Origin of the sequence: Pseudomonas sp. KD5 (assembly GCF_012932895.1) — a bacterium.
In the GTDB taxonomy this organism is placed as follows: domain Bacteria; phylum Pseudomonadota; class Gammaproteobacteria; order Pseudomonadales; family Pseudomonadaceae; genus Aquipseudomonas.
In genome coordinates, this window is sequence record NZ_JDWJ01000005.1 from 66,885 (window position 1) to 85,983 (window position 19,099).

General features: G+C 59.3%; 22 protein-coding genes and 1 tRNA gene. 9 read left to right on the forward strand and 14 right to left on the reverse strand.

Annotation, left to right across the window (positions count from 1 at the left end):
- Positions 1 to 10: 10 nt before the first annotated feature.
- Positions 11 to 478 (forward strand): cyclic nucleotide-binding domain-containing protein, encoded by a 468-nt coding sequence (locus tag AF70_RS12390; RefSeq protein ID WP_019580817.1) that lies wholly within the window; start codon positions 11 to 13, stop codon positions 476 to 478.
- On the opposite strand, the gene AF70_RS12395 is transcribed toward AF70_RS12390, so the two are convergent.
- Positions 475 to 759, reverse strand: coding sequence for a hypothetical protein (locus AF70_RS12395; RefSeq protein ID WP_019580818.1), 285 nt, complete (start codon positions 757 to 759; stop codon positions 475 to 477). The two genes, AF70_RS12390 and AF70_RS12395, sit on opposite strands and share 4 nt — an antisense overlap.
- A 95-nt stretch (positions 760 to 854) precedes the next feature.
- Between AF70_RS12395 and AF70_RS12400 the strand changes: the two genes are divergently transcribed.
- From AF70_RS12400 to AF70_RS12415, 4 genes are all read left to right on the forward strand, one after another.
- Entirely contained in the window at positions 855 to 1,541 is a 687-nt protein-coding gene (locus AF70_RS12400; protein WP_028939344.1) for a spermidine synthase, read from the forward strand.
- Between the two features lie 49 nt (positions 1,542 to 1,590).
- Complete coding sequence (locus tag AF70_RS12405; RefSeq protein WP_007942195.1) at positions 1,591 to 1,965, forward strand: YajD family HNH nuclease; 375 nt, start codon at positions 1,591 to 1,593, stop codon at positions 1,963 to 1,965.
- Between the two features lie 214 nt (positions 1,966 to 2,179).
- On the forward strand, positions 2,180 to 2,650 hold the full coding sequence (locus tag AF70_RS12410) for an RNA methyltransferase (RefSeq protein WP_007942196.1): 471 nt from the start codon (positions 2,180 to 2,182) through the stop codon (positions 2,648 to 2,650).
- Between the two features lie 80 nt (positions 2,651 to 2,730).
- Positions 2,731 to 3,108, forward strand: coding sequence for a DUF2892 domain-containing protein (locus AF70_RS12415; RefSeq protein ID WP_019580820.1), 378 nt, complete (start codon positions 2,731 to 2,733; stop codon positions 3,106 to 3,108).
- Between the two features lie 111 nt (positions 3,109 to 3,219).
- On the opposite strand, the gene AF70_RS12420 is transcribed toward AF70_RS12415, so the two are convergent.
- On the reverse strand, positions 3,220 to 4,449 hold the full coding sequence (locus AF70_RS12420) for a hypothetical protein (RefSeq protein WP_028939343.1): 1,230 nt from the start codon (positions 4,447 to 4,449) through the stop codon (positions 3,220 to 3,222).
- 159 nt (positions 4,450 to 4,608) lie between these two features.
- Positions 4,609 to 5,058: a YcgN family cysteine cluster protein gene (locus AF70_RS12425; RefSeq protein ID WP_007942199.1), complete on the reverse strand. Its 450-nt coding sequence runs from the start codon at positions 5,056 to 5,058 to the stop codon at positions 4,609 to 4,611.
- Between the two features lie 277 nt (positions 5,059 to 5,335).
- Between AF70_RS12425 and AF70_RS12430 the strand changes: the two genes are divergently transcribed.
- Complete coding sequence (locus AF70_RS12430) at positions 5,336 to 5,929, forward strand: nitroreductase family protein (RefSeq protein WP_007942200.1); 594 nt, start codon at positions 5,336 to 5,338, stop codon at positions 5,927 to 5,929.
- 56 nt (positions 5,930 to 5,985) lie between these two features.
- On the opposite strand, the gene AF70_RS12435 is transcribed toward AF70_RS12430, so the two are convergent.
- From AF70_RS12435 to AF70_RS12460, 6 genes are all read right to left on the reverse strand, one after another.
- Positions 5,986 to 6,918 carry a D-2-hydroxyacid dehydrogenase gene (locus AF70_RS12435; RefSeq protein WP_028939342.1) on the reverse strand — a complete coding sequence of 311 codons (933 nt, stop codon included), beginning with the start codon at positions 6,916 to 6,918 and terminating at the stop codon, positions 5,986 to 5,988.
- Between the two features lie 119 nt (positions 6,919 to 7,037).
- The gene (locus tag AF70_RS12440) at positions 7,038 to 7,331 is read right to left on the reverse strand and encodes a YcgL domain-containing protein (RefSeq protein ID WP_019580824.1); all 294 of its coding nucleotides are present in this window, start codon (positions 7,329 to 7,331) and stop codon (positions 7,038 to 7,040) included.
- The gene (gene rnd / locus AF70_RS12445; protein ID WP_019647999.1) at positions 7,328 to 8,461 is read right to left on the reverse strand and encodes a ribonuclease D; all 1,134 of its coding nucleotides are present in this window, start codon (positions 8,459 to 8,461) and stop codon (positions 7,328 to 7,330) included. Before rnd ends, AF70_RS12440 begins: the two co-directional genes overlap by 4 nt.
- 123 nt (positions 8,462 to 8,584) lie before the next feature.
- A complete protein-coding gene (locus tag AF70_RS12450) occupies positions 8,585 to 9,247 on the reverse strand; it encodes a class I SAM-dependent methyltransferase (RefSeq protein ID WP_019580826.1) in 663 nt (220 codons plus the stop codon).
- Between the two features lie 73 nt (positions 9,248 to 9,320).
- Complete coding sequence (locus AF70_RS12455) at positions 9,321 to 10,970, reverse strand: phosphoethanolamine transferase (RefSeq protein ID WP_019580827.1); 1,650 nt, start codon at positions 10,968 to 10,970, stop codon at positions 9,321 to 9,323.
- Positions 10,971 to 11,136: 166 nt separating this feature from the next.
- Positions 11,137 to 12,444 carry a glutamine synthetase family protein gene (locus tag AF70_RS12460; RefSeq protein ID WP_371929204.1) on the reverse strand — a complete coding sequence of 436 codons (1,308 nt, stop codon included), beginning with the start codon at positions 12,442 to 12,444 and terminating at the stop codon, positions 11,137 to 11,139.
- Positions 12,445 to 12,932: 488 nt separating this feature from the next.
- Here AF70_RS12460 and AF70_RS12465 point away from each other — a divergent pair, with 488 nt between their 5' ends.
- From AF70_RS12465 to AF70_RS12475, 3 genes are all read left to right on the forward strand, one after another.
- Complete coding sequence (locus AF70_RS12465) at positions 12,933 to 14,117, forward strand: cyanate transporter (protein WP_028939341.1); 1,185 nt, start codon at positions 12,933 to 12,935, stop codon at positions 14,115 to 14,117.
- Positions 14,118 to 14,132: 15 nt separating this feature from the next.
- Positions 14,133 to 15,080 carry a DMT family transporter gene (locus AF70_RS12470; RefSeq protein ID WP_028939340.1) on the forward strand — a complete coding sequence of 316 codons (948 nt, stop codon included), beginning with the start codon at positions 14,133 to 14,135 and terminating at the stop codon, positions 15,078 to 15,080.
- Positions 15,081 to 15,227: 147 nt separating this feature from the next.
- A complete protein-coding gene (locus tag AF70_RS12475) occupies positions 15,228 to 16,163 on the forward strand; it encodes a LysR family transcriptional regulator (RefSeq protein WP_019580831.1) in 936 nt (311 codons plus the stop codon).
- Positions 16,164 to 16,166: 3 nt separating this feature from the next.
- Here the strand turns inward: AF70_RS12475 and AF70_RS12480 are convergent, their stop codons facing one another.
- The 5 genes from AF70_RS12480 to purC form a co-directional block, all read right to left on the reverse strand.
- Positions 16,167 to 16,529, reverse strand: coding sequence for a 5-carboxymethyl-2-hydroxymuconate Delta-isomerase (locus AF70_RS12480; RefSeq protein WP_019580832.1), 363 nt, complete (start codon positions 16,527 to 16,529; stop codon positions 16,167 to 16,169).
- 52 nt (positions 16,530 to 16,581) lie between these two features.
- Positions 16,582 to 17,508, reverse strand: a complete 927-nt coding sequence (locus AF70_RS12485) for a LysR substrate-binding domain-containing protein (RefSeq protein ID WP_018926773.1) — start codon at positions 17,506 to 17,508, stop codon at positions 16,582 to 16,584.
- A 169-nt stretch (positions 17,509 to 17,677) separates the two neighbouring features.
- A complete protein-coding gene (locus AF70_RS12490; protein WP_019580833.1) occupies positions 17,678 to 17,869 on the reverse strand; it encodes a DUF1508 domain-containing protein in 192 nt (63 codons plus the stop codon).
- Between the two features lie 339 nt (positions 17,870 to 18,208).
- Positions 18,209 to 18,298: transfer RNA gene (locus AF70_RS12495), tRNA-Ser, on the reverse strand.
- Positions 18,299 to 18,382: 84 nt separating this feature from the next.
- Complete coding sequence (gene purC / locus AF70_RS12500) at positions 18,383 to 19,096, reverse strand: phosphoribosylaminoimidazolesuccinocarboxamide synthase (RefSeq protein WP_018926775.1); 714 nt, start codon at positions 19,094 to 19,096, stop codon at positions 18,383 to 18,385.
- Positions 19,097 to 19,099: the final 3 nt, after the last annotated feature.

The following is a 19,099-nucleotide window of genomic DNA, read 5'->3' on the forward strand; positions in this document are numbered from 1 at the left end:
CCGTGACGACATGTCAGAACCGACCTTACTGAACAAAGAAATTCGCGACTGGCTGATGGACTGCGGCCTGTTCGATCAACTGCTGCCGGCCGACTTCGTGGCGGCTTCAGGTTACTTCAGCATCAGCACCATCGCCGAAGGCGAAGAGATTTTCCGTGAGGGCGATGCCGGCAGTTTCATGTGCATCATCCACACCGGCCAGGTCGCGGTGCAAAAGACCAACAGCGAAGGGCAACGGGTGACCATGGCCACCTTGCGCAGCGGGCGGGCGTTCGGCGAAATGGCCGTGCTCGACGGCGAACGGCGCTCAGCCAGTTGTGTGGCCGCGAGCAACTGCCAGTTGCTCAACCTGGGTAAGGACTCCCTGGAAAAGATGCTCAACGAGGCACCGAAAATCGCCGCCAAGATCATCCGCGCCCTCGCCGTCTCCCTCTCCAAACGCTTGCGCATGGCCGACGGACAACTGCTCTCGCATTAACCGCCCGGCGTTTTGATTTTGGTCGTGCTCGGCTCAAGGCCCGGCAAGGTCTGGTCCTTGGGCGGGTTGGGCATTTCGATCGGCGGCAACAACGGTGGCCCACCGTTGCCGGTCTTGGGCACAGTGGTCGGGGTAATCTGCGGGTACGGCGTCGGCGTGGCAGTGCCGGGTGAACCGGGTATCGGCGTGGGGCCGGTGGGGATGGTTTGCTGCTCCTGGGCCTGCACTGCAGTTATCGAGAGCGCGGCCAGGGCAATGGCCGTTAGAATGGTGCGCTTCATCAATGGCTCCGTTGGCCTTGTGGTCTTTTGCAGGCTACTCCCAACCGCGTTCGTTTGCCTTCTTCCGTCTGTCCATTTCTCCCCATGAGAGCCCCATGAAACGTTTCGTTCTGCTCGACACCACCCCCATTCCTGAAAACGGCGGTGCCCTGTGCCTGTTCGAATACGGCGAGGACTTCGTCATCAAGATTCAGGGCGGCGATGGCGGGCAGTTGATGAACACCCGCATGCACGGCTCCGAAGATGCCCTGGCGGAAATCCCCTGCCGCAAGGTCGCCGGCCGGCCGAATTCGCGGGTATTGATCGGCGGCCTGGGCATGGGCTTCACCCTCGCCTCGGCGCTCAAGCATTTGGGCAAGACCGCTGAAGTGGTGGTCGCCGAACTGGTGCCCGGCGTGGTGGAGTGGAACCGTGGGCCGTTGGGCGAAAAAGCCGGCAACCCATTGCTCGACCCGCGTACGGTGATCCGCCTGGAAGACGTGGCCAAGGTGCTGCAAGCCGAGCCGCAGGGTTTCGATGCAATCATGCTCGACGTCGACAACGGCCCCGAAGGCCTGACCCAGAAGGCCAACAGCTGGCTCTACTCCGCCGGCGGCCTGAGCGCCTGCGCCAAGGCCCTGCGACCCAAGGGCGTGCTGGCGGTGTGGTCGGCCAGCGCTGACCGGCAGTTTTCCGACAAGCTGAAAAAGGCCGGCTTCAAGGCCGAAGAAGTACAGGTCTTCGCCCACGGCAACAAAGGCACCCGCCACACCATCTGGATTGCCGAGAAGCTCAAGGGCTAGGCTAAACTTCAACACATAACCGTCATTAGTCTTTTACAAAGGTGAACCCATGAGTTCGTCAACGCCTCCAACCAACACCTCAAAGTTGGACCGCATCCTCGCCGACAACCAGCGCGACAAGGAAATGGGTTACCGCGACAAGGCCCTGAAGATGTACCCGCACGTGTGCGGCCGCTGCGCCCGTGAGTTCTCCGGCAAACGCCTGAGCGAACTGACCGTGCACCACCGCGACCACAACCACGACAACAACCCGCAGGACGGCTCGAACTGGGAACTGTTGTGCCTGTATTGCCATGACAACGAGCATTCGCGTTATACCGATCAGCAGTATTTCGACGAAGGCTCGCTGAGTACGCCAAAGATTGCCAAGGCGACGCATAACCCGTTTGCGGCGTTGGCCGGACTGATGAAGAAAGAAGACTGAAGATCTTCGCCAGCCATGCTGGCCTCTTCGCGGGCAAGCCTCGCTCCTACAGGATTACGCGACTACCGCGTATGACATTGATCCGTAGGAGCGAGCGGTGCGGCGATCCGACTTGCCCGCGAAGGCTATATCCCTGACACCACCAATCTCCAAACTGAACACCCCTCCCCCAATCCCCGTATAATCGCGCTTTTTTCCCGAAGGCACCCCGCTCGTGGCAGACAAACGGTATAGCTGCATTGGTTTGTATAACCCCAAATCACCGGAGAACGTCGGTTCGGTGATGCGCGCCGCCGGTTGCTATGGCGTGGCGTCGGTGTTTTACACCGGCAAGCGCTATGAGCGCGCCGCCGACTTCGTCACCGACACCAAGAAAGTCCACTACGACATTCCGCTGATCGGCATCGATGACCTGAAGAAAATCCTGCCGCTGGGCTGTGTACCGGTCGCGGTGGAACTGGTCGACGGCGCCCGCTCGCTGCCGGAATACACGCACCCGGATCGCGCCCTCTACATCTTCGGCCCCGAAGACGGTTCGCTGGATAAAGAGATCCGCGACTGGTGCGAAGACGTGGTCTATATCCCGACCACCGGCTGCATGAACCTGGCGGCCACGGTCAACGTGGTGCTGTACGACCGCATGGCCAAGGGCAACAACACCCGATCGGGCCCGAAATTCCGCTGAATCACCGCACATCCGATGGAACGAGCCGACCGCCTCGACAGTCAGCTTAATTATCCATTCTTGAAGCCTGGAGACAGATCATGAGCGACCTCAAACGCGTAGAGCGCATCGAATCCACCCCGTTCCAGACTCAGCCCGCGCAGAACGTCCAGGGTTGGGAGCGCATCGGTTCCCTGGCCGGCGGTGTGGTGATGGTCGGCAAAGGCCTGCGGCGTGGTGGTGTGTTCGGGTTGCTTCAAGTGGCCATTGGCGGCGTAGCGATGGCGCGGGGTATTACCGGGCACAGTTCGGCGAAAAGCTTTCTGGAAAAGAGCCGTCAGGACATGGTTAACGCTCGGGCCAGGATTGAGCGTGCCGGGGAAGAGTTGAGTCGGTTGAAGGCCAATGCCAAGGCGGCGACCAAAACCGCCACCGTGACCGGGAATGATTCTTTGAAGTCGCCGAAAGCCGGGGTTTGATCCGGAATTTTCGGTGAGGCTCAGGGCCTCTTCGCGGGCAAGCCTCGCTCCTACGGACAATAACGCGATCGCCACAACCTGTAGGAGCGAGGCTTGCCCGCGAAGGCGGTATTACTGAAGCAACCCGGTATCAAGCACTTTGGAAGACTCGCCAATAACGCTCTCACTGAGCTGAACAAATTCCTTGGTATCGACACTCTCCAAACGCATCGCCCCACGCAATACATCATCCAGCGAACGCTTGTTGCGGGTCTTCAGGCGAATCTCGCGATCCAGTTCCTGCAGCAACACCACCGCTTTGGCCACTTGGGCCGGGTTGATCTGCTCCCCGCGCAAGGTCGTGACCTTCTGGCTGGCCTTGGCCAACTTGCTCTGCAAGCCCTCATACCGCTCGTCACTCATGCCGCCCGCTCGGCGCACCAGTTCGATGGCGTAATACTCGGCAAACCCTTCGCTGATCCAGTCGCTGCGCTGGCTGTCGTTGATCCGCCCGAACACCTGAGCCAATTCACGCATCAAGGCACTGGTGCCGCTTTCGCTGACCAGCGGCAGGCGGCTATTGAGATAGATCGATTCCCGCGCGGCCAGGCTGCCACGCCACATCGGGTCATTGGCGCCGACGATCAGCAGTTTGCTGGGGTGACGCGGAAAAACTTCCTGCACTTGCGGCCACACGAACGTCAGCAGCGTCAGCACATCCATGCGGCGCATCCCCTGGCCTTGGGGCGAGGCCACGGTGACTTCGGTTTCCCCCAACCGAGTGCGACGGCTGCCGAGGTTACCGGCGAGCATCCAGCCAGTGGGACGGTCGAACAGACGCGAGACGTTATCGATGCGGAACTTGTTTTTGCCAATCCGCGGCCAGCCGGTTTCGACGCTTTTCCAACCGGTGGGCAATTCGAATTCCAGTCGTGACACCAGCTCGATACCATCCTGCTGATCGAGTTTGGCCGCAGGCACCAGGTCATCGCCACGCATCAGCGCCCACGTTGGCGTCATGCGCGTGTCGAAGCTACCGCTCTTGCGCCCATGGCTGATGCGCACGCGGTAGGTCAGGCTGGCCTTGTCGGCGGCCGGGCGCCAGACACCACGGGCCTGCGTGCCCGGTGTGAGCTGCCATTGGCCATCGGCCTTGAAATCGCTGTAGTGACTGCCGTCGCCCAAGTCGAAATCCAGACTGCGCACCGCCGAGCCTTGGGCCAGGGTCAGGCGCACTTCGGCCTGATCGCTTTGCGGCAACAGGCGCACGTGATAATCCAAATCGACTTTCTTCGCCGCCCACACGGGCGAACTCAAGGCCAGCAGACCGACAGCCAACGCCCGCAGCACTCCCACCGCCATACACACTCCTATTGTGGCGAGCGAGCTTGCTCGCGCCGGGCTGCGTAGCGGCCCAAAACTCTCGTGATCACCGCCGATTTTGTGAGTGCTGCGCACTGTAGCGCCAGCCCGGTCAAGCGGGAGCAAGCTCCCTCGCCACAGACTAAATGGCATCGGGAATTAACCCGCGCGAAAAATCAGATGATCTTCCCAATCGTCTTCGGCCACGCTGCCTTCGGCGAGCATGCGCCCGGACTGGGAAATACGTTCGTGATGCACCGCATCACGATCACCGCACACCAGGTGATGCCAGAGCGGCAGGTCCTTGCCTTCGCTGACCAGTCGATAACCGCAGGTCGGCGGCAACCATTTGAACTCATCGGCCTTGCCCGGCGTGAGCTGGATGCAATCGGGGACAAAGTCGCGACGGTTGGGGTAATCGGTGCACTGACAGGTTTTGAGGTCCAACAGTTTGCAGGCGATGCGCGTGTAGTAGACGGCGTTGTCGTCTTCATCCTCGAGCTTTTGCAGGCAGCACAGGCCACAGCCGTCGCACAGCGATTCCCATTCCTCTTGATCGAGTTGATCGAGGGTTTTGCGTATCCAGAACGGTTCGACTTTGGCGGCCATGGCTCAAGCTTCAACATCAGGTGGTGAAAAGGCCGCCAGTCTAGTGCCAAGGCACCGGCGGGCCAAGCATTGGCGACTGCCGGTACGACGGCACTTGTCAGTTTTTGCGCTACCCAGTAGCTTTGCCAGTCGCAAGGAGCCCTACCCAAGTGCCATTAACGCTCAACCGCGTTGCATTCAGGTGAACTGCTGGCTCAAGAAATCCTGGCGCTCAGCTCAACTGTACCCGCCGGTTTTTTACGACGACCCCCACTTTCAAACGTAAAGGAATCTCTTGATGAGTGCTAATCCACGCGTTGCCGATTACGCCATTCACCCTCAGTTCACCGATCGCTGGTCGCCCCGCGCCTTCACCGGCGAAACCATTCCCGAAGAGACCTTGCTGAGCTTCTTCGAAGCCGCCCGCTGGGCGCCATCAGCGTACAACTCGCAGCCTTGGCGGTTTCTCTATGCGCGTCGCGACACGCCGAACTGGGAGCGCTACCTGGGCCTGCTGAACGAGTTCAATCGCAGCTGGGCACAGCACGCCTCGGCGCTGGTAATCGTAATCTCGAAAACCACCTTCGTGGCACCTGGCGCCAGCGAAGAAACCCCGGCGCTGTGGCACACCTTCGACACCGGTTCCGCCTGGGGCCACCTGGCGTTACAAGCGAGCATCAGCGGCTGGCACACCCACGGCATGGCCGGTTTCGATCAGGAGCTGACCCGCAAGGAGCTGAACATTCCTGAGGGTTATGCGCTGCACGCCGCCGTGGCGATCGGCAAGCTGGGCGACAAGGCGACACTGGCCGAGTACCTGCAAGCACGTGAAGAGCCAAGCCCGCGTCGTCCGCTGAGCGAGTTGGCGGCTGAAGGTAATTTCACCCTCTAAACGCGCCGGACCTGATCATTCCCACGCAGAGCGTGGGAACGATCAGCTGGGTGAACTCAATACCCGCGCGCGAAATCCACTTCCCCACGCAACGCTTCACCCGCCTGATACGCCCGCAGGTTCTCGACAAACAGCTTCACCATCGCCGGTGGCGAAGTCGGTGCCGAGCTGTGGCCGGTCAGCAGCAGTCCCCACGCGGTCCAGAACGGATGACGTTGCGGCAGTGGTTCCTGACGGCAGACGTCGATCACAGCCCCGGCCAGATGCCCTTCCTTCAAGGCTTCCACCAGATCCGCATCGACCACTGCAACGCCGCGCCCGACGTTGATGAACAACCCGGTTGCCTTGAACTGCTTGAACAGGGCAGCGTCATACAGGTCGTGCGTATTGGGGGTATTCGGCAGCAGATTGATCACGTAATCCACCTCACCGACCAGGCGCGGCAAATCGCTCAGCGCGCCGACTTCGACAAAAGGCGCCTGCTCCCGGGCGGTGCTGGCGATGCCGTATAACTCGACGCCAAACGGCAGTAGAAACTGCGCCACTGTCTGACCGATGTCACCGGTGCCGACAATCAGCACCTTTCGTCCAGCCAGGCTTTGACCCTGGCGATTGTCCCATTTGCGCTCGACCTGGCTGACCAGCCGCGCCAACACTTCGCGCTCGTGGCCGAGCATGTAAGTCAGCACGTATTCAGCCATGACCTGACCAAAAATCCCGACCGCGCGAGTCAGCCGATAGTGCCGTGGCAAGCCATCGGCCAGCAGCGGCGTGATACCGGCCCAGGTCGACTGCAACCATGCAGGCATGTGACCCTGACGCAACAGCGTCGCCAGCAGGTCCGGCTGACCAAGCCAGACCTGGCAGTCGGCGGCCTGACGGGCCAGTTCGGCGGAGTCGCCGCTGGTCAATACTTCCAGATCAGGCGCTGCCTGACGCAACAGTTGGGCATACACAGGGTGGTCGTGTTCAGCAATCAGAACGCGCATGTTTCAAACCTTTCAAAAACAGTGCAGACGACCGCCGACGGAGGATCACTCCATCGTCACGGCCATCGCCAAAATCATTCCAGTGTTTCATAAGGCTCTGAACAGAGCCTGTCTGCCGATTACATCGGGTCGTTGCGGCGCAGCAACTCTTCCGGCAAGTGTTCGATGTATTCATCCTCGGCCGGTGGCATTTGCAGGTGGTAGCCCTGCTTGTCGAGGTTCTCCAGTACTACAGCAATGTCTTCGCGCGACAGCTTGCGCTCGGGGGTCAACACCAGGTCGAAAGCGTGGATGGCTTTGCCGAAAGCCGCCATCAGGGGTTCAGGCACGCGCTCCAGTGCATCGCTTTTGAGCACATAGAGGTACATCCCGCTTTTCTTCGAGCTTCGATAAATCGAGCAAATACGTTTCAAGGCTGTTCTCCGGCGGTGGCCAGGCTGTCGAGCAGCGCCTGGCCCATCAATTCGCGGCGCCAGCCACGCAGCGAATCAGGCAATTGGTAAGGACCATTGGGGAAGCCGCTCTTGAGCAGCGCTTCCAGGGTTTTCTTGCGCAGCATCAGCTCCGGCGCGATGTTCAGGCGCTCGGCTTCGGCCTGGCCGATGGCGCGCAGCTGTTTGACCAGCGCGGCGGCTTCCACCGGCAATGGCTCCGGCACCGCTGGCGGCCACTGATCAGGCGACACACTGCCAGAGCGCTTGATCAGATCAAGCAGAAATTCGCCGTCCTGACGCACGGTGCGCGGGTGCATGTCTTCGATTTTCGCCAGTGCGCCGAGGTTGTCCGGTTGGGTGCGTGCCAACGGCCACAGTGAATGTTCACGGATAATGCGGTTGCGCGGCAGATCACGGGCGCGGGCTTCACGCTCGCGCCAGGCGCAGAGTTCACGCAACACGGCGAGTTGGGCGCGGGACAGCTTCCAGGCCAGTTTGGCGTCGCGATAGACCTCGTACGGGTCGACCTCGCGCCGCAGATTGGCGACCAGCTCGGCTCCGTCTTCCAGGACCCACGCGTATTTTTCGTCAGAAAGCTTCGGACGCAGCTGTACGAAAACCTCTGCCAGATGCACAGCATCTTCGGCGGCGTAGCTGATCTGAGTCTCGGACAGTGGACGTTGCAGCCAGTCGGAACGGGTCTCGCCCTTCGGCAGGTCGATGCCGAGCACCTCCTGCACCAGCCGCGAATAACCCATGGAGAAACCCAGGTTCAGGTAAGCGGCGGCCAGTTGGGTGTCGAACAGCGGCGCCGGCAGGCTGCCGGTCAGGCGCAGCAGGACTTCGAGGTCTTCGCTGCACGCATGCACGACCTTGACCACGGCCTGGTTTTCCAGCAACGCGGCCAGAGGCTGCCAGTTGTCGATGGTCAGTGGGTCAATCAGGTAAGCGCGTACGCCATCGCCGATCTGCAGCAGGCCTGCGATCGGGTAAAAGGTGTCGACCCGCATGAATTCGGTGTCGAGGGCAACGAATGGCAGCTGCTGCCACTCGGTGCAAAACTGACCGAGGCTATCGTTGTCGCGAATCCAGTGAATATCGATGGCCACACGGCTCTCCCTTGAAGAATGGCGCGCAGTATATATCGCCCCCGGCGATTTCCGCGCATCCACTGAACAAGAGCTTTAGCGAAAATACCTGCCGAACAGCAAGAATTGTCTGACAGGTGAAGACTAGCTGTCCTTACGCAACACGTAGACCCGCATCCGCGTGCAACCCGGTACCAAGTCCTGGTGACTGAGCAAGCAGAAACCCGCCTGCCTGAACTCGGCCTCAAGCTCGGCCTTGCTGGCCTGTGGCTGGGCCTGTGCGCCCTCCACGTCCGAACGCTCGAGCTTGAAACGCCCATCAACCCGCACCGCCACAATCACCGTATCGCGACTGACCCGGTGGAATTCGCGCAACATGGCCAATCGATGCTCGGGACAGGCGATGCGTTGAAACAGTTGCAGGCAAAAAATGCAGTCAACCGCATTCGCCGACAAGCCGATGGTGAAGGCTGAACTCTGAAAGGTCTTGATCCGTTTCAGCAGGTTCTGCGGATGGTGGGTGCTAGCATGATCGAGCATGTCCTGAGATGGATCGGTCGCGAGGATCACCCGGTTCGCATGCTCGGCCAGCACCGGCCAGAAACGCCCGACTCCACAGGCCACATCAAGAATCAATCCCGGTTCGCCAGCGACCTGCAGCGCGTTACGCACCAATTGCTCTTCGCGCCAGAACGTCAAACGCCCCGCCAGGCCGCGCGGTCGCGGCTGTTTACAGACGCGGGCGTGTTCCTGATCGTAGCGCCGGGCGAACTCAAGCTCGAAGGCGGATGGGGGCTGCGCGGACATGTGTAATGGCTCTTGTTGGATGTTCCAGGCGCCGCAGATTAGCGGTCGTTACGTGAAAAAAAGGTCGAGTCGCTCATTTTTTGGCCAGCACACCGTCGCCCATTGCGCCGCGGCATCCGGCGAACATATCCAGCCCCGGGTTGTAGACCGTGCTGTTGACCTCCAGCAGACCGAGCATCGAATGGAACAGGTTGTCCTGGCTCAAGGGCTTTTCACGATTCTGCTGCAGGCAATGGGTGTCCACCGAGAACGACTTTTGATAGCTGTCGGAGAACCACGCCATCATCGCTACATGTTTCTGTTGTTCCGGTGCGAGCATGTAAGGCGTGCCATGCAGGAACAGGTTGTATTCGCCCAGCGACTCGCCGTGGTCCGACAGATATAGCATCGCGGTATCAACTTTGCCCTGGTTGCTGCGCAACAGATCGATCAGGGTCGACAGCACGTGGTCGGTATACACCAGCGTATTGTCGTAGCCATTGACGATGCTTTCGCGGCTGCAATTGTTCAGCGCATTGCTTTCACACACGGGCGTGAAGTGTTCGTACTCTTTCGGGTAGCGCTTGAAGTATTCCGGACCGTGACTGCCCATTTGGTGCAGGACCAGCACGGTGTCTTTATTCAGCGTGTCGATGAAGTGCTGCATGCCTTGCAGGAGAATTTCATCGCGGCACTCACTGTTGGCGCACAGCACCGGGTCTTTCAGGTTGCTCACGTCGTCGACAGTGACCCGATCGCAGGTTCCTTTGCAGCCTGACTGGTTATCGCGCCAGATCACCTCGAGACCGGCGTGCTTGAGCACGTCCAGCAGACCTTCCTGATTCTTCGCCTTGCTGGCGTCGTAATCCTTGCGGCCCATGTTGGAGAACATGCAGGGCACCGACACTGCCGTTTCCGTGCCGCACGAATGCACATCGGTGAAGGCGATCAGGCCGGATTCCTTACTCAGTTTCGGCGTGGTGTCGCGGTCATAACCCAGGATGCCGAAGTTCTCGGCCCGGGCACTTTCGCCCACCACCAGTACCGTCAGGGATTTACGGTCATGGGCCTGCCAGGCCGGTTTTTTCTGGGCATCTTCACCCAGTTTGGCGAATGGTTGCCGTGCAGACACCACTTGCTCACGCAGATAACCGAACGAGGCACCGATGTAGTTGCTCGGCACCACCATCAGGCGCAATTCATGGTGATTGCGAAACAACGACGACAGGCCTTGATAGTTGACCAATGCGACACCGCCGATCACTGCAACCGAGGCGACGCTCACCAGCACTTTACTTAATAACTCACGGTGCCAGCGACGGTAATTAACCGGGATTTTCCACAACAACCACGACGGCAAGACGCCGAGCAACACGATATAAACAAACAGTTTTAGCGAGAGTAAGTCGCGTACTTCCGTGGCATTGGTTTCGGCGAAGTTACGCAACATACCGGCGTCGATCAGCACGCCATATTGGCTCATGAAGTACGCCACACCGGCACTGATCAGAAAGATCAGCGTCAACACGGGTTTCATCACGGGCCGGAATGCCAGCAAGGTCAGCACAATGTTGAAGGCCGCCAGGATCATCAGCCCGAACGCGACACGCATGACGATGCCTTGACCGTCTGCTGCGGTGATATCGAAGAGGTGTTGCCAGAGAACTAAATTGAACCCTGCCAATAGAAAGGCACTGGAAACCAACGTCACCCATTCGGGGCGCACGGCTTTGAACTTCAACATGTGATCGGCTGTTCCTGAAAAGAAGTGCCCGCGGCAAATGTGAAAATTTCATTGACCGAGAGGCCACAAATCTTAAGCAGTCAACCATCAATATTTCGTGAAAAAGAAGCCAACGAATAGTTGGCTTCTGGCATTAGGCCAAAACGTCCAACACTGGCGACCCGTTTCAAGCCTGATGCAGATACCAGCGCCAGTCCTGCTCACCGACTTCGCCCATGAATTGCCGGTATTCGGCTCGTTTTACTGCCAGATAGACGCCAAGAAACTCACTGCCGAACGCTTCCCTGGCCCAATTCGAGCCTTCCAGCGCTCGCAACGTGGTCAACCAGTCGGTCGGCAACAATTGCGCAGCCTGGGCGTAACCGTTGCCCTCCACCGGCGCCCCGGGGTCAAGTTGCTCGCGGATGCCGCGATGAATACCGGCCAGGATCGCCGCCGCTGCCAGATACGGGTTGGCGTCGGCACCACAGATGCGATGCTCGATATGCCGGGAGAATGCCGGCCCGCCGGGCACCCGCAAACTCACGGTGCGGTTGTCCACGCCCCAAGTGGCCGCCAGGGGTGCGTAGCTGTTGGTCTGGAAACGACGGTACGAGTTGGCGTTCGGACAGAACAACAGCAACGCATCGAGCAATGTGGCGAGCATCCCCCCGACCGCGTGTTTGAGCAGCGGCGTGCCGTCCGGGGCCTCGCTGGCGAACAGGTTATTACCGTCCTTGTCCGCCAGGCTGACATGCATGTGCATGCCGGTGCCGGCCAGGTCATCGAACGGCTTGGCCATGAAACAAGCCGTCATCCCGTGCTTGTGCGCCACGCCCTTGACCAGCCGCTTGTAGCGCACGGCTTCGTCCATCGCCTGCAAAGCGTCGGTGCGGTGTTCGAGGGTGATTTCCACCTGCCCCGGCGCGTATTCAGAAATCGCCGTGCGCGCCGGAATGCCCTGGAGCTTGCAGGCGCTGTAGAGGTCGGCCAGAAATGGCTCGATCTGTTCCAGTTCACGCAAGCCGTAGACCTGAGTCCCGCGTGGCCGCCCGCCATCGACATCCCGCGCCGGTTGCGGCCGACCGTTGCCGTCGCGCTGCTGATCCAGCAGATAGAACTCCAGCTCCGCCGCCATCACCGGGTAATAACCGTCGGCCTGCAAGCCTTCGATGACCTTGGCCAGCAGGTGCCGTGGGTCGGCGATGGTCGCGGGCATGCCCTCCTGCGGATGCATGCTGACCTGCACCGCCGCCGTGGGAATCAATCGCCACGGCATGCGCTGCAAACTGCCGCTGACGGGATAAGCGCGGCAATCGATATCACCGACGTCCCAGACCAGACCGGAGTTTTCCACGTCATCGCCATTGATGGTCAGTCCCAGGATGGTACTCGGCAGTGGCCGACCGCTTTCATACACCGCCAGCAACTCATCGCGATGCAGCAATTTGCCGCGTGGCACACCGTTATTGTCGAGGATGAACAGCTCGAACATCTCGATATCCGGGTTCTGTTCAAGAAACGTCAGGGCTTGTTCTTTGGTAGCGAAGGATGTCGTGGCACAGCTCATGGGAATTCTCGTCTATCCGCGTCAGGCAAACGCACAGGCGCCGCCGGTTTGATCCCGGCGCACAGCGCGGGACCTATCAGAACAATCAGCGGGAGATGCAGGAATCCGGCGGGCGCGCGTGACGGCAGTGCCACAGCGCCCAGAAGGCCAGTTCGGAAGGGAGTGCGACTGGACAACCGTCCATAGAGAAGACCGCAGTAAACAGATGCGCAGCAGCGTCACACGGGCGGTTAAGCCGTTAAATCGGGATTTGAAGAACCTTGGGTGTGGATTGGCTAAACAATTGATTATTCGCTAAAGGGGATTAGCCGAGCGGGACGTTATTTAATTTCTAAATACTGCTCCTGACTTTCTGATTTGCCGCCTCCAAGGCTCGCGCGCCTAATCGGCTCCTTGTTCCTGAAGGTCCGATTATGGAAAACGTTCGCGCAACCTCCCGCCCTGCCCTCTGGCTGATGTTCAGCATCATTCTTGTCGCCCTGAATCTGCGTCCTTCCATGGCCGCTGTCGGCCCGTTGCTGTCTGCCATTCGCGGTGACATCCCGCTGAATTTCAGCATGGCCTCGCTGTTGACCATGTTGCCCGTCATGGCCATGGGACTGGCGATGTTCTTTGGTATCGGTATCAGTCAGCGCTTGGGCGAGCAGCGCACCGTAGTGCTGTCGCTGCTGATCATCGGCCTGGCCACGGTGTCGCGGTTGTTCCTTGATTCGGCGGCGGAACTGATCCTGAGCGCCGTGCTGGCCGGCGTCGGCATTGCGCTGATTCAGGCGCTGATGCCCGCCCTGATCAAGTCCCGTTTCAGCGACAACGTTTCCGTGTGCATGGGTCTCTACGTGACGTCGATCATGGCCGGCGCGGCAATTGCGGCGTCATTCGCGCCGTTGGTGATGACCCGCACCGGCAGTTGGCGAGTGGGGTTGGCGATCTGGGCGGCACTGGCGCTGGCGGCGTTGCTGTTCTGGTGCGTTCAACGCACGGGAATGCCGACATTGGGGGAAAAGTCGTCCCGCAAAGAATCCTTTTTCCGCAATTCCCGCGCCTGGCTACTCGCAATCTTCTTCGGCCTGGGCACGGCGTCCTACACCTGTGTGCTGGCCTGGCTGGCGCCGTACTACGTGGAAAAAGGCTGGAGCGAACAACAGGCCGGCTTGTTGCTGGGCTTTTTGACGGCCATGGAAGTGTTGTCGGGGCTGCTGACACCCGCCATCGCCAACCGCAGCCGTGATCGGCGCCTGGTGCTGGTGGTGTTGCTGGCCCTGATCATGGCCGGTTTTTGCGGGCTGATTCTGAGCCCACGACACCTGAGCCTGCTGTGGCCGTGCCTGCTGGGACTGGGCATCGGCGGGCTGTTCCCGATGAGCCTGATCGTGTCGCTGGATCATCTGGACAATCCCCAACGCGCGGGCGGGTTGACCGCCTTCGTGCAAGGCATCGGTTACCTGATCGCCGGCCTCTCGCCGCTGATCGCCGGGATGATTCGCGATCAACTGGGCAGTTTCGAATGGGCCTGGTGGTCACTGATGGGCGTCATGGCACTGATGATCCTGATGGTCCTGCGCTTCGATCCGCGGCATTACGCCAAACACATTCATTAACCCGGAACCCCCATCATGAAACGCACAGGTTTTGCTGCCGCTCACGTCGGCATGTTGCTCTGGGCGCTGTTGATTGCCGTCTCGTTTTCCGCGGCAGCCCAGGTCAGCCAGGCCATCGACCCGATTCTGCTGACCGGGTTGCGCTTGTTGTGTTGCGCCTTGGTGTTTTTGCCCTTGTTGCTGTTCAAGGGCGATACCGCCATGACCGCCCGCGGCCTGCTCGGTCATGCCGTGCTCGGCATGTTGCTGGCACTGTACTTCGGCTCGTTGTTCGAAGCACTGCGTTACACCTCGGCGGTGAACACCGGGACGATGTTTACTCTGGTGCCGTTGCTGACGCTGCTGTTCGAAGCCATCCTGACACCCGACAGCCGCCTGAAACAACGCGTGTTGCCCATGCTGGTTGCCGCGGCCGGCGCCGTGCTGCTGGTATTGAAAGGCGCAGGTCCCGGCGAACTGCCGTCGCTGTACGCGGTATCGGTGTATGCGGTCGGTTGCCTGGCAATGGCGCTCTACTCGCCCCTGAGTCAACGGCTCAAGGCCAACAGTCTCAAGGGGCGCGGCCCGGTGGGCATGACTTTCTGGAACATGCTGTTCGGCGCACTGTTTCTATTGGTGTTCTGTGGGTTCAGCGGCGGCTGGCGCTCGGCGTTGTTGCTGAGCGGGAGCGATATCTGGTGGTTGATCTACCTGGCACTGTTCGCCACCCTGACAACTTTCTGGCTGCTGCATCGAGCCATTGGCGTGATCGCTCCTTCTTCAGTCATTTCCTACATCTACCTAAGCACCCTGTTCATCACACTGTTCCACTGGTTGTGGTTACGCCAGTCGCCACGCGCACTGGAAATCTTCGGCGCGTTGCTGGTGGGCGTAGGCATGTTGGCGCTGTTAATATCCAGCCGCGATGCGATGCCTGCACAGCAATCAGCGCTGAAGGCCTCTGGCCATGTTTCGGGTGATTGAACTCACAAGTCGTGTTCATAACACTATCTGTCCCACAACCGACCATGAAACATCCTACAAGGCATTCTCTTGGCACTATCGTTCCGTTAGGATCGTTCGCACACGTTTGCGCACAGTCGGCGCAAGGAGCACAGCGGGACAGAACGGATGCTGAACAGTAACTTGCTTAGAAAGCTCGATATGCAAGACCTCATGGTGTTTGTTGCCGTGTATGAGCAAAGCAGCGTCACAGGTGTGTCGGAGGCACTTTGCGTCAGCCAGTCCACCGTGAGTTACTGCCTGAAGAAACTGCGCACAAGTTTCGAAGACGAGTTATTCATCAATACCCGCACGGGTATGCGCCCCACCTACAAAGCCAGCACCATGTATGCCCATGTGCTGAAGATTCTCGAAAGCATCAACCTGTGTCACGCCGGGACACCGACGTTCGATCCGTCTCTGCAACCGGTCACCTTCAATATCTGTGCGCCGGAATACTTCGAGCAACTGATCCTGCCGCGCCTGTTGAAGAGCTTCGATTTCGCCGACCTGCCGGTGATGGTCAACATGCACAAGTTCGAAACCGACATCCCGGCCGAAGAACTGCGCGACGGCAGCCTCGACCTGGTGATCTGTTTCGGCCCGAACTTTCATCGAAGCCACACCGACTTCAACTCCAGACGGCTACTGGAGGACGATCTGGTCTGCGTCTTCGACAAACGCGCCACGCCGCTGGAGCCGCGCTTGAGCCTGCAAGCGTTCACTGAACGTCGGCATGTATTCCCGACGCCCTGGACGTCCACCACCAACATGGTTGACGGCTGGCTGGCTCAACAGGCCCACAAACGCCAGATTGTCGCGCGCTCCAACAGCTACAGCGCGGCACTGAAGATGATCACCGGCACCGACTTCATCCTGACCTTGCCCCGGCGTATCCAGCAATTGCTGGCCAATGAGGCGATCTTCAATCACTGCGAAGCGCCCAATGGTTTGCCGGGCTTCACCCTGGACATGCAGTGGAGTCAAAGCGTCGACCAGGACAGCGCCAACACCTGGCTGCGTGAGCAAGTGATCAAGGCCTGCGCCGAGCAGGAAATGGCCTGAAATTCAGAGGCCGATGGCAGTCTTGGTGTAGGACTCTCGATCGATGTCGATGATTTCCACACATAGCTGGACCTCAACACCGACCGGCCATTCGCACACATCCTGCACCACCGCCAGCAGGCTGTCTGATAACTGCTTCTTGATCTGCGGCGAGCGACCGCTCAACAACGCCAGTTTCACATGCACGAACGCCCGCTCACCCGGTGCAGTGCCCACCCTGAAAGTCTCGACCTTCACCGCACGGGCCTTGATGTCGAACTCTTCAAACTGCCCCGAAGCGACCAGCGCGTTGTTGAGTCGCATCAATGCCACATCGGCATTCAGTTCGGACAGGTTGGCGGTGTATTCCATGTGCAGGTGGGGCATGACGGGGTTCCTGAGGATTGGCAGAAAGATCGTAGATATAACACCGCCCTGCTCACTCTGTCAGCGGAAGGATCGGACGTTCACTCATGAACGCCTCCAGGCGCGAGCGCAGCCAGCGTTCAGCCGGATCGCTGTCGACATGGCTGAGCCAGACCATGGACAGGTCCAGGGTCGGCGTCTTGAACGGAAACGGCTCCTTGAACAGTTGGCCTGACGCGGCCATCGCCTCCGCCGTGTAGTCCGGCAGGCTGGCGATCAGATCGGTGCCGGCGAGCAAGGCCGGCAATGAGCTGTATTGCGGAACGGACAGCACGACGTGGCGTGTTCGGCCGATCTCTGCCAGCCATTCATCGGCGTAGCCACTGACATTGGCGGTGTGGGACACCAACACATGCGGCCGCGCGCAATATTCATCGAGGGTCAACGGCGTGTCCGACGCATCTGCACGCAAGATGCTGGGCTGGATATGTCGCAACAACTTGCGTTTGGCGTTGGCCGGCAGGCCGCGGGTCTGGCTGATGCCAACGGTGATATCGCCAGACGCCAGCAAGTCGGGAATGCGCCAGTAGTCGACATGCTGGACCACGAACACCACCTTCGGCGCTTCCTGGCGCAAAGAACGCAGCAGTGGCGGTAACAGACCGAACTCGACATCGTCCGACAGACCGATGCGAAACGTCATGGTGCTGCTGAGCGGATCGAAATCGTGGGTCAGGCTCAAGGCCACCGACAGCGAATCCAGTGCCGGCGACAGGTGCTGAATAATCTCCTCGGCCCGCGCTGTCGGCTCCATGCGATGGCCGACCCGAATGAACAGCGGATCGTTGAACATCGTCCGCAAGCGATTCAGCGCCGCACTGATGGTCGGCTGACCGAGGAACAGCTTCTCCGCCACCCGCGTGACGTTGCGTTCGAGCATCAATGTCTCGAACACCACCATCAGGTTGATGTCGGCCTTGCGTAGTTCGTTGCGATTCATCCGTTGCACCCCGGTCCCCAAGACTGGATGACAGTTTAGGGAGGTGTCGCGATCGGCGTCTATGCAGGTTGGCAAACGACCCGATCCATAAAAACCGGGGGCACTCACCACTCAAGAGCGCCCGGCTGAAACGAAGCTGCCCTGACTGAGCAGCTTCAGCGCCCGGAGCCTATATCTCCCTGACCGGCGTCTGCTCTTGAGTCCCTTTGATCAAACCAATGGCATGCACGCAATCAGACTTATTGACGTAAGCCTCCCCACTGGCAATCGTTTCATGATTCCCCGCCCGCAAACGCCAGCGCCATTGGCCCTTGCCGGTCTGTGAGGTGCCACGGGTTTGCCTGTAAATCTCAAAGTACATTGATCGCTCCTTGCGATGGCTGATTACGACAGATCAGAGACCTGCGAAACCAGAGTAGATGAGGAATTTTTGCGGCAACGTCTTTCAATGTCAGGGGATATTTCGAAGGAAAAACCTTGATTGCCGAAACGATCAATGAATACGGGGGACGGTAATTAGAACGACTGGGCGGAGTAACTTTTCCTGTGGGGGGACATATCTTTCTTACGCTGTTGTGCTGATTTTTCCGACACCAAAAACTTGGGGAAAAAGCGGGACGGACGCGAAAGTGGCCCGATGAAAAAAACTGCGCAAACGAAAAAGCCCCGTAGATTTTCATCTACGGGGCTTTTCTATGTATGGCGGAGAGATAGGGATTCGAACCCTAGGTACCGGTGAAGGTACAACGGATTTCGAATCCGTCCCATTCGGCCACTCTGGCATCTCTCCAACGGCGCGCATCATAACAGCACAATCGCCGGAAGCGAACCCCCTTTAGCGATTTTTTTCCGTGCTATCAGATGCTTGCGTCGATTAAAGCGGTACGCCCAGACGGTTGGCGACTTCTTCGTAGGCTTCGATGACATCACCGAGGCCCTGACGGAAGCGGTCCTTGTCCATTTTCTTCTTGGTGGCCTTGTCCCACAGACGGCAGCCGTCCGGGCTGAATTCGTCGCCCAGAACGATGGAGCCGTCGGAGAACACGCCAAATTCGAGTTTGAAGTCGACCAGCAGCAGGCCGGCGTCGTCGAACAGTTTGCTCAGGACTTCGTTGACCTTGAGCGACAGTTCTTTCATGCGAACCAGTTGCTCGGCGGTGCCCCAACCGAATGCCACGACGTGGGATTCGTTGATGAACGGGTCGCCCTTGGCGTCGTCCTTCAGGAACAGTTCGAAGGTGTAAGGGTTGAGTTTCATACCCTCTTCAACACCCAGGCGCTTGACCAGGCTGCCGGCGGCGTAGTTACGCACGACACATTCGACCGGGATCATGTCGAGTTTTTTCACTAGGCATTCGTTGTCGCCCAGCAGTTTGTCGAATTGAGTCGGCACGCCGGCTGCTTCGAGTTTCTGCATGATGAAGGCGTTGAACTTGTTGTTCACCATGCCTTTGCGGTCGAGCTGCTCGATACGCTTGCCGTCGAACGCCGAGGTGTCGTTGCGAAACAGCAGGATCAAGCGGTCAGCGTCATCGGTCTTGTAAACCGATTTGGCTTTGCCGCGGTAGAGTTCTTCACGTTTTTCCATGAT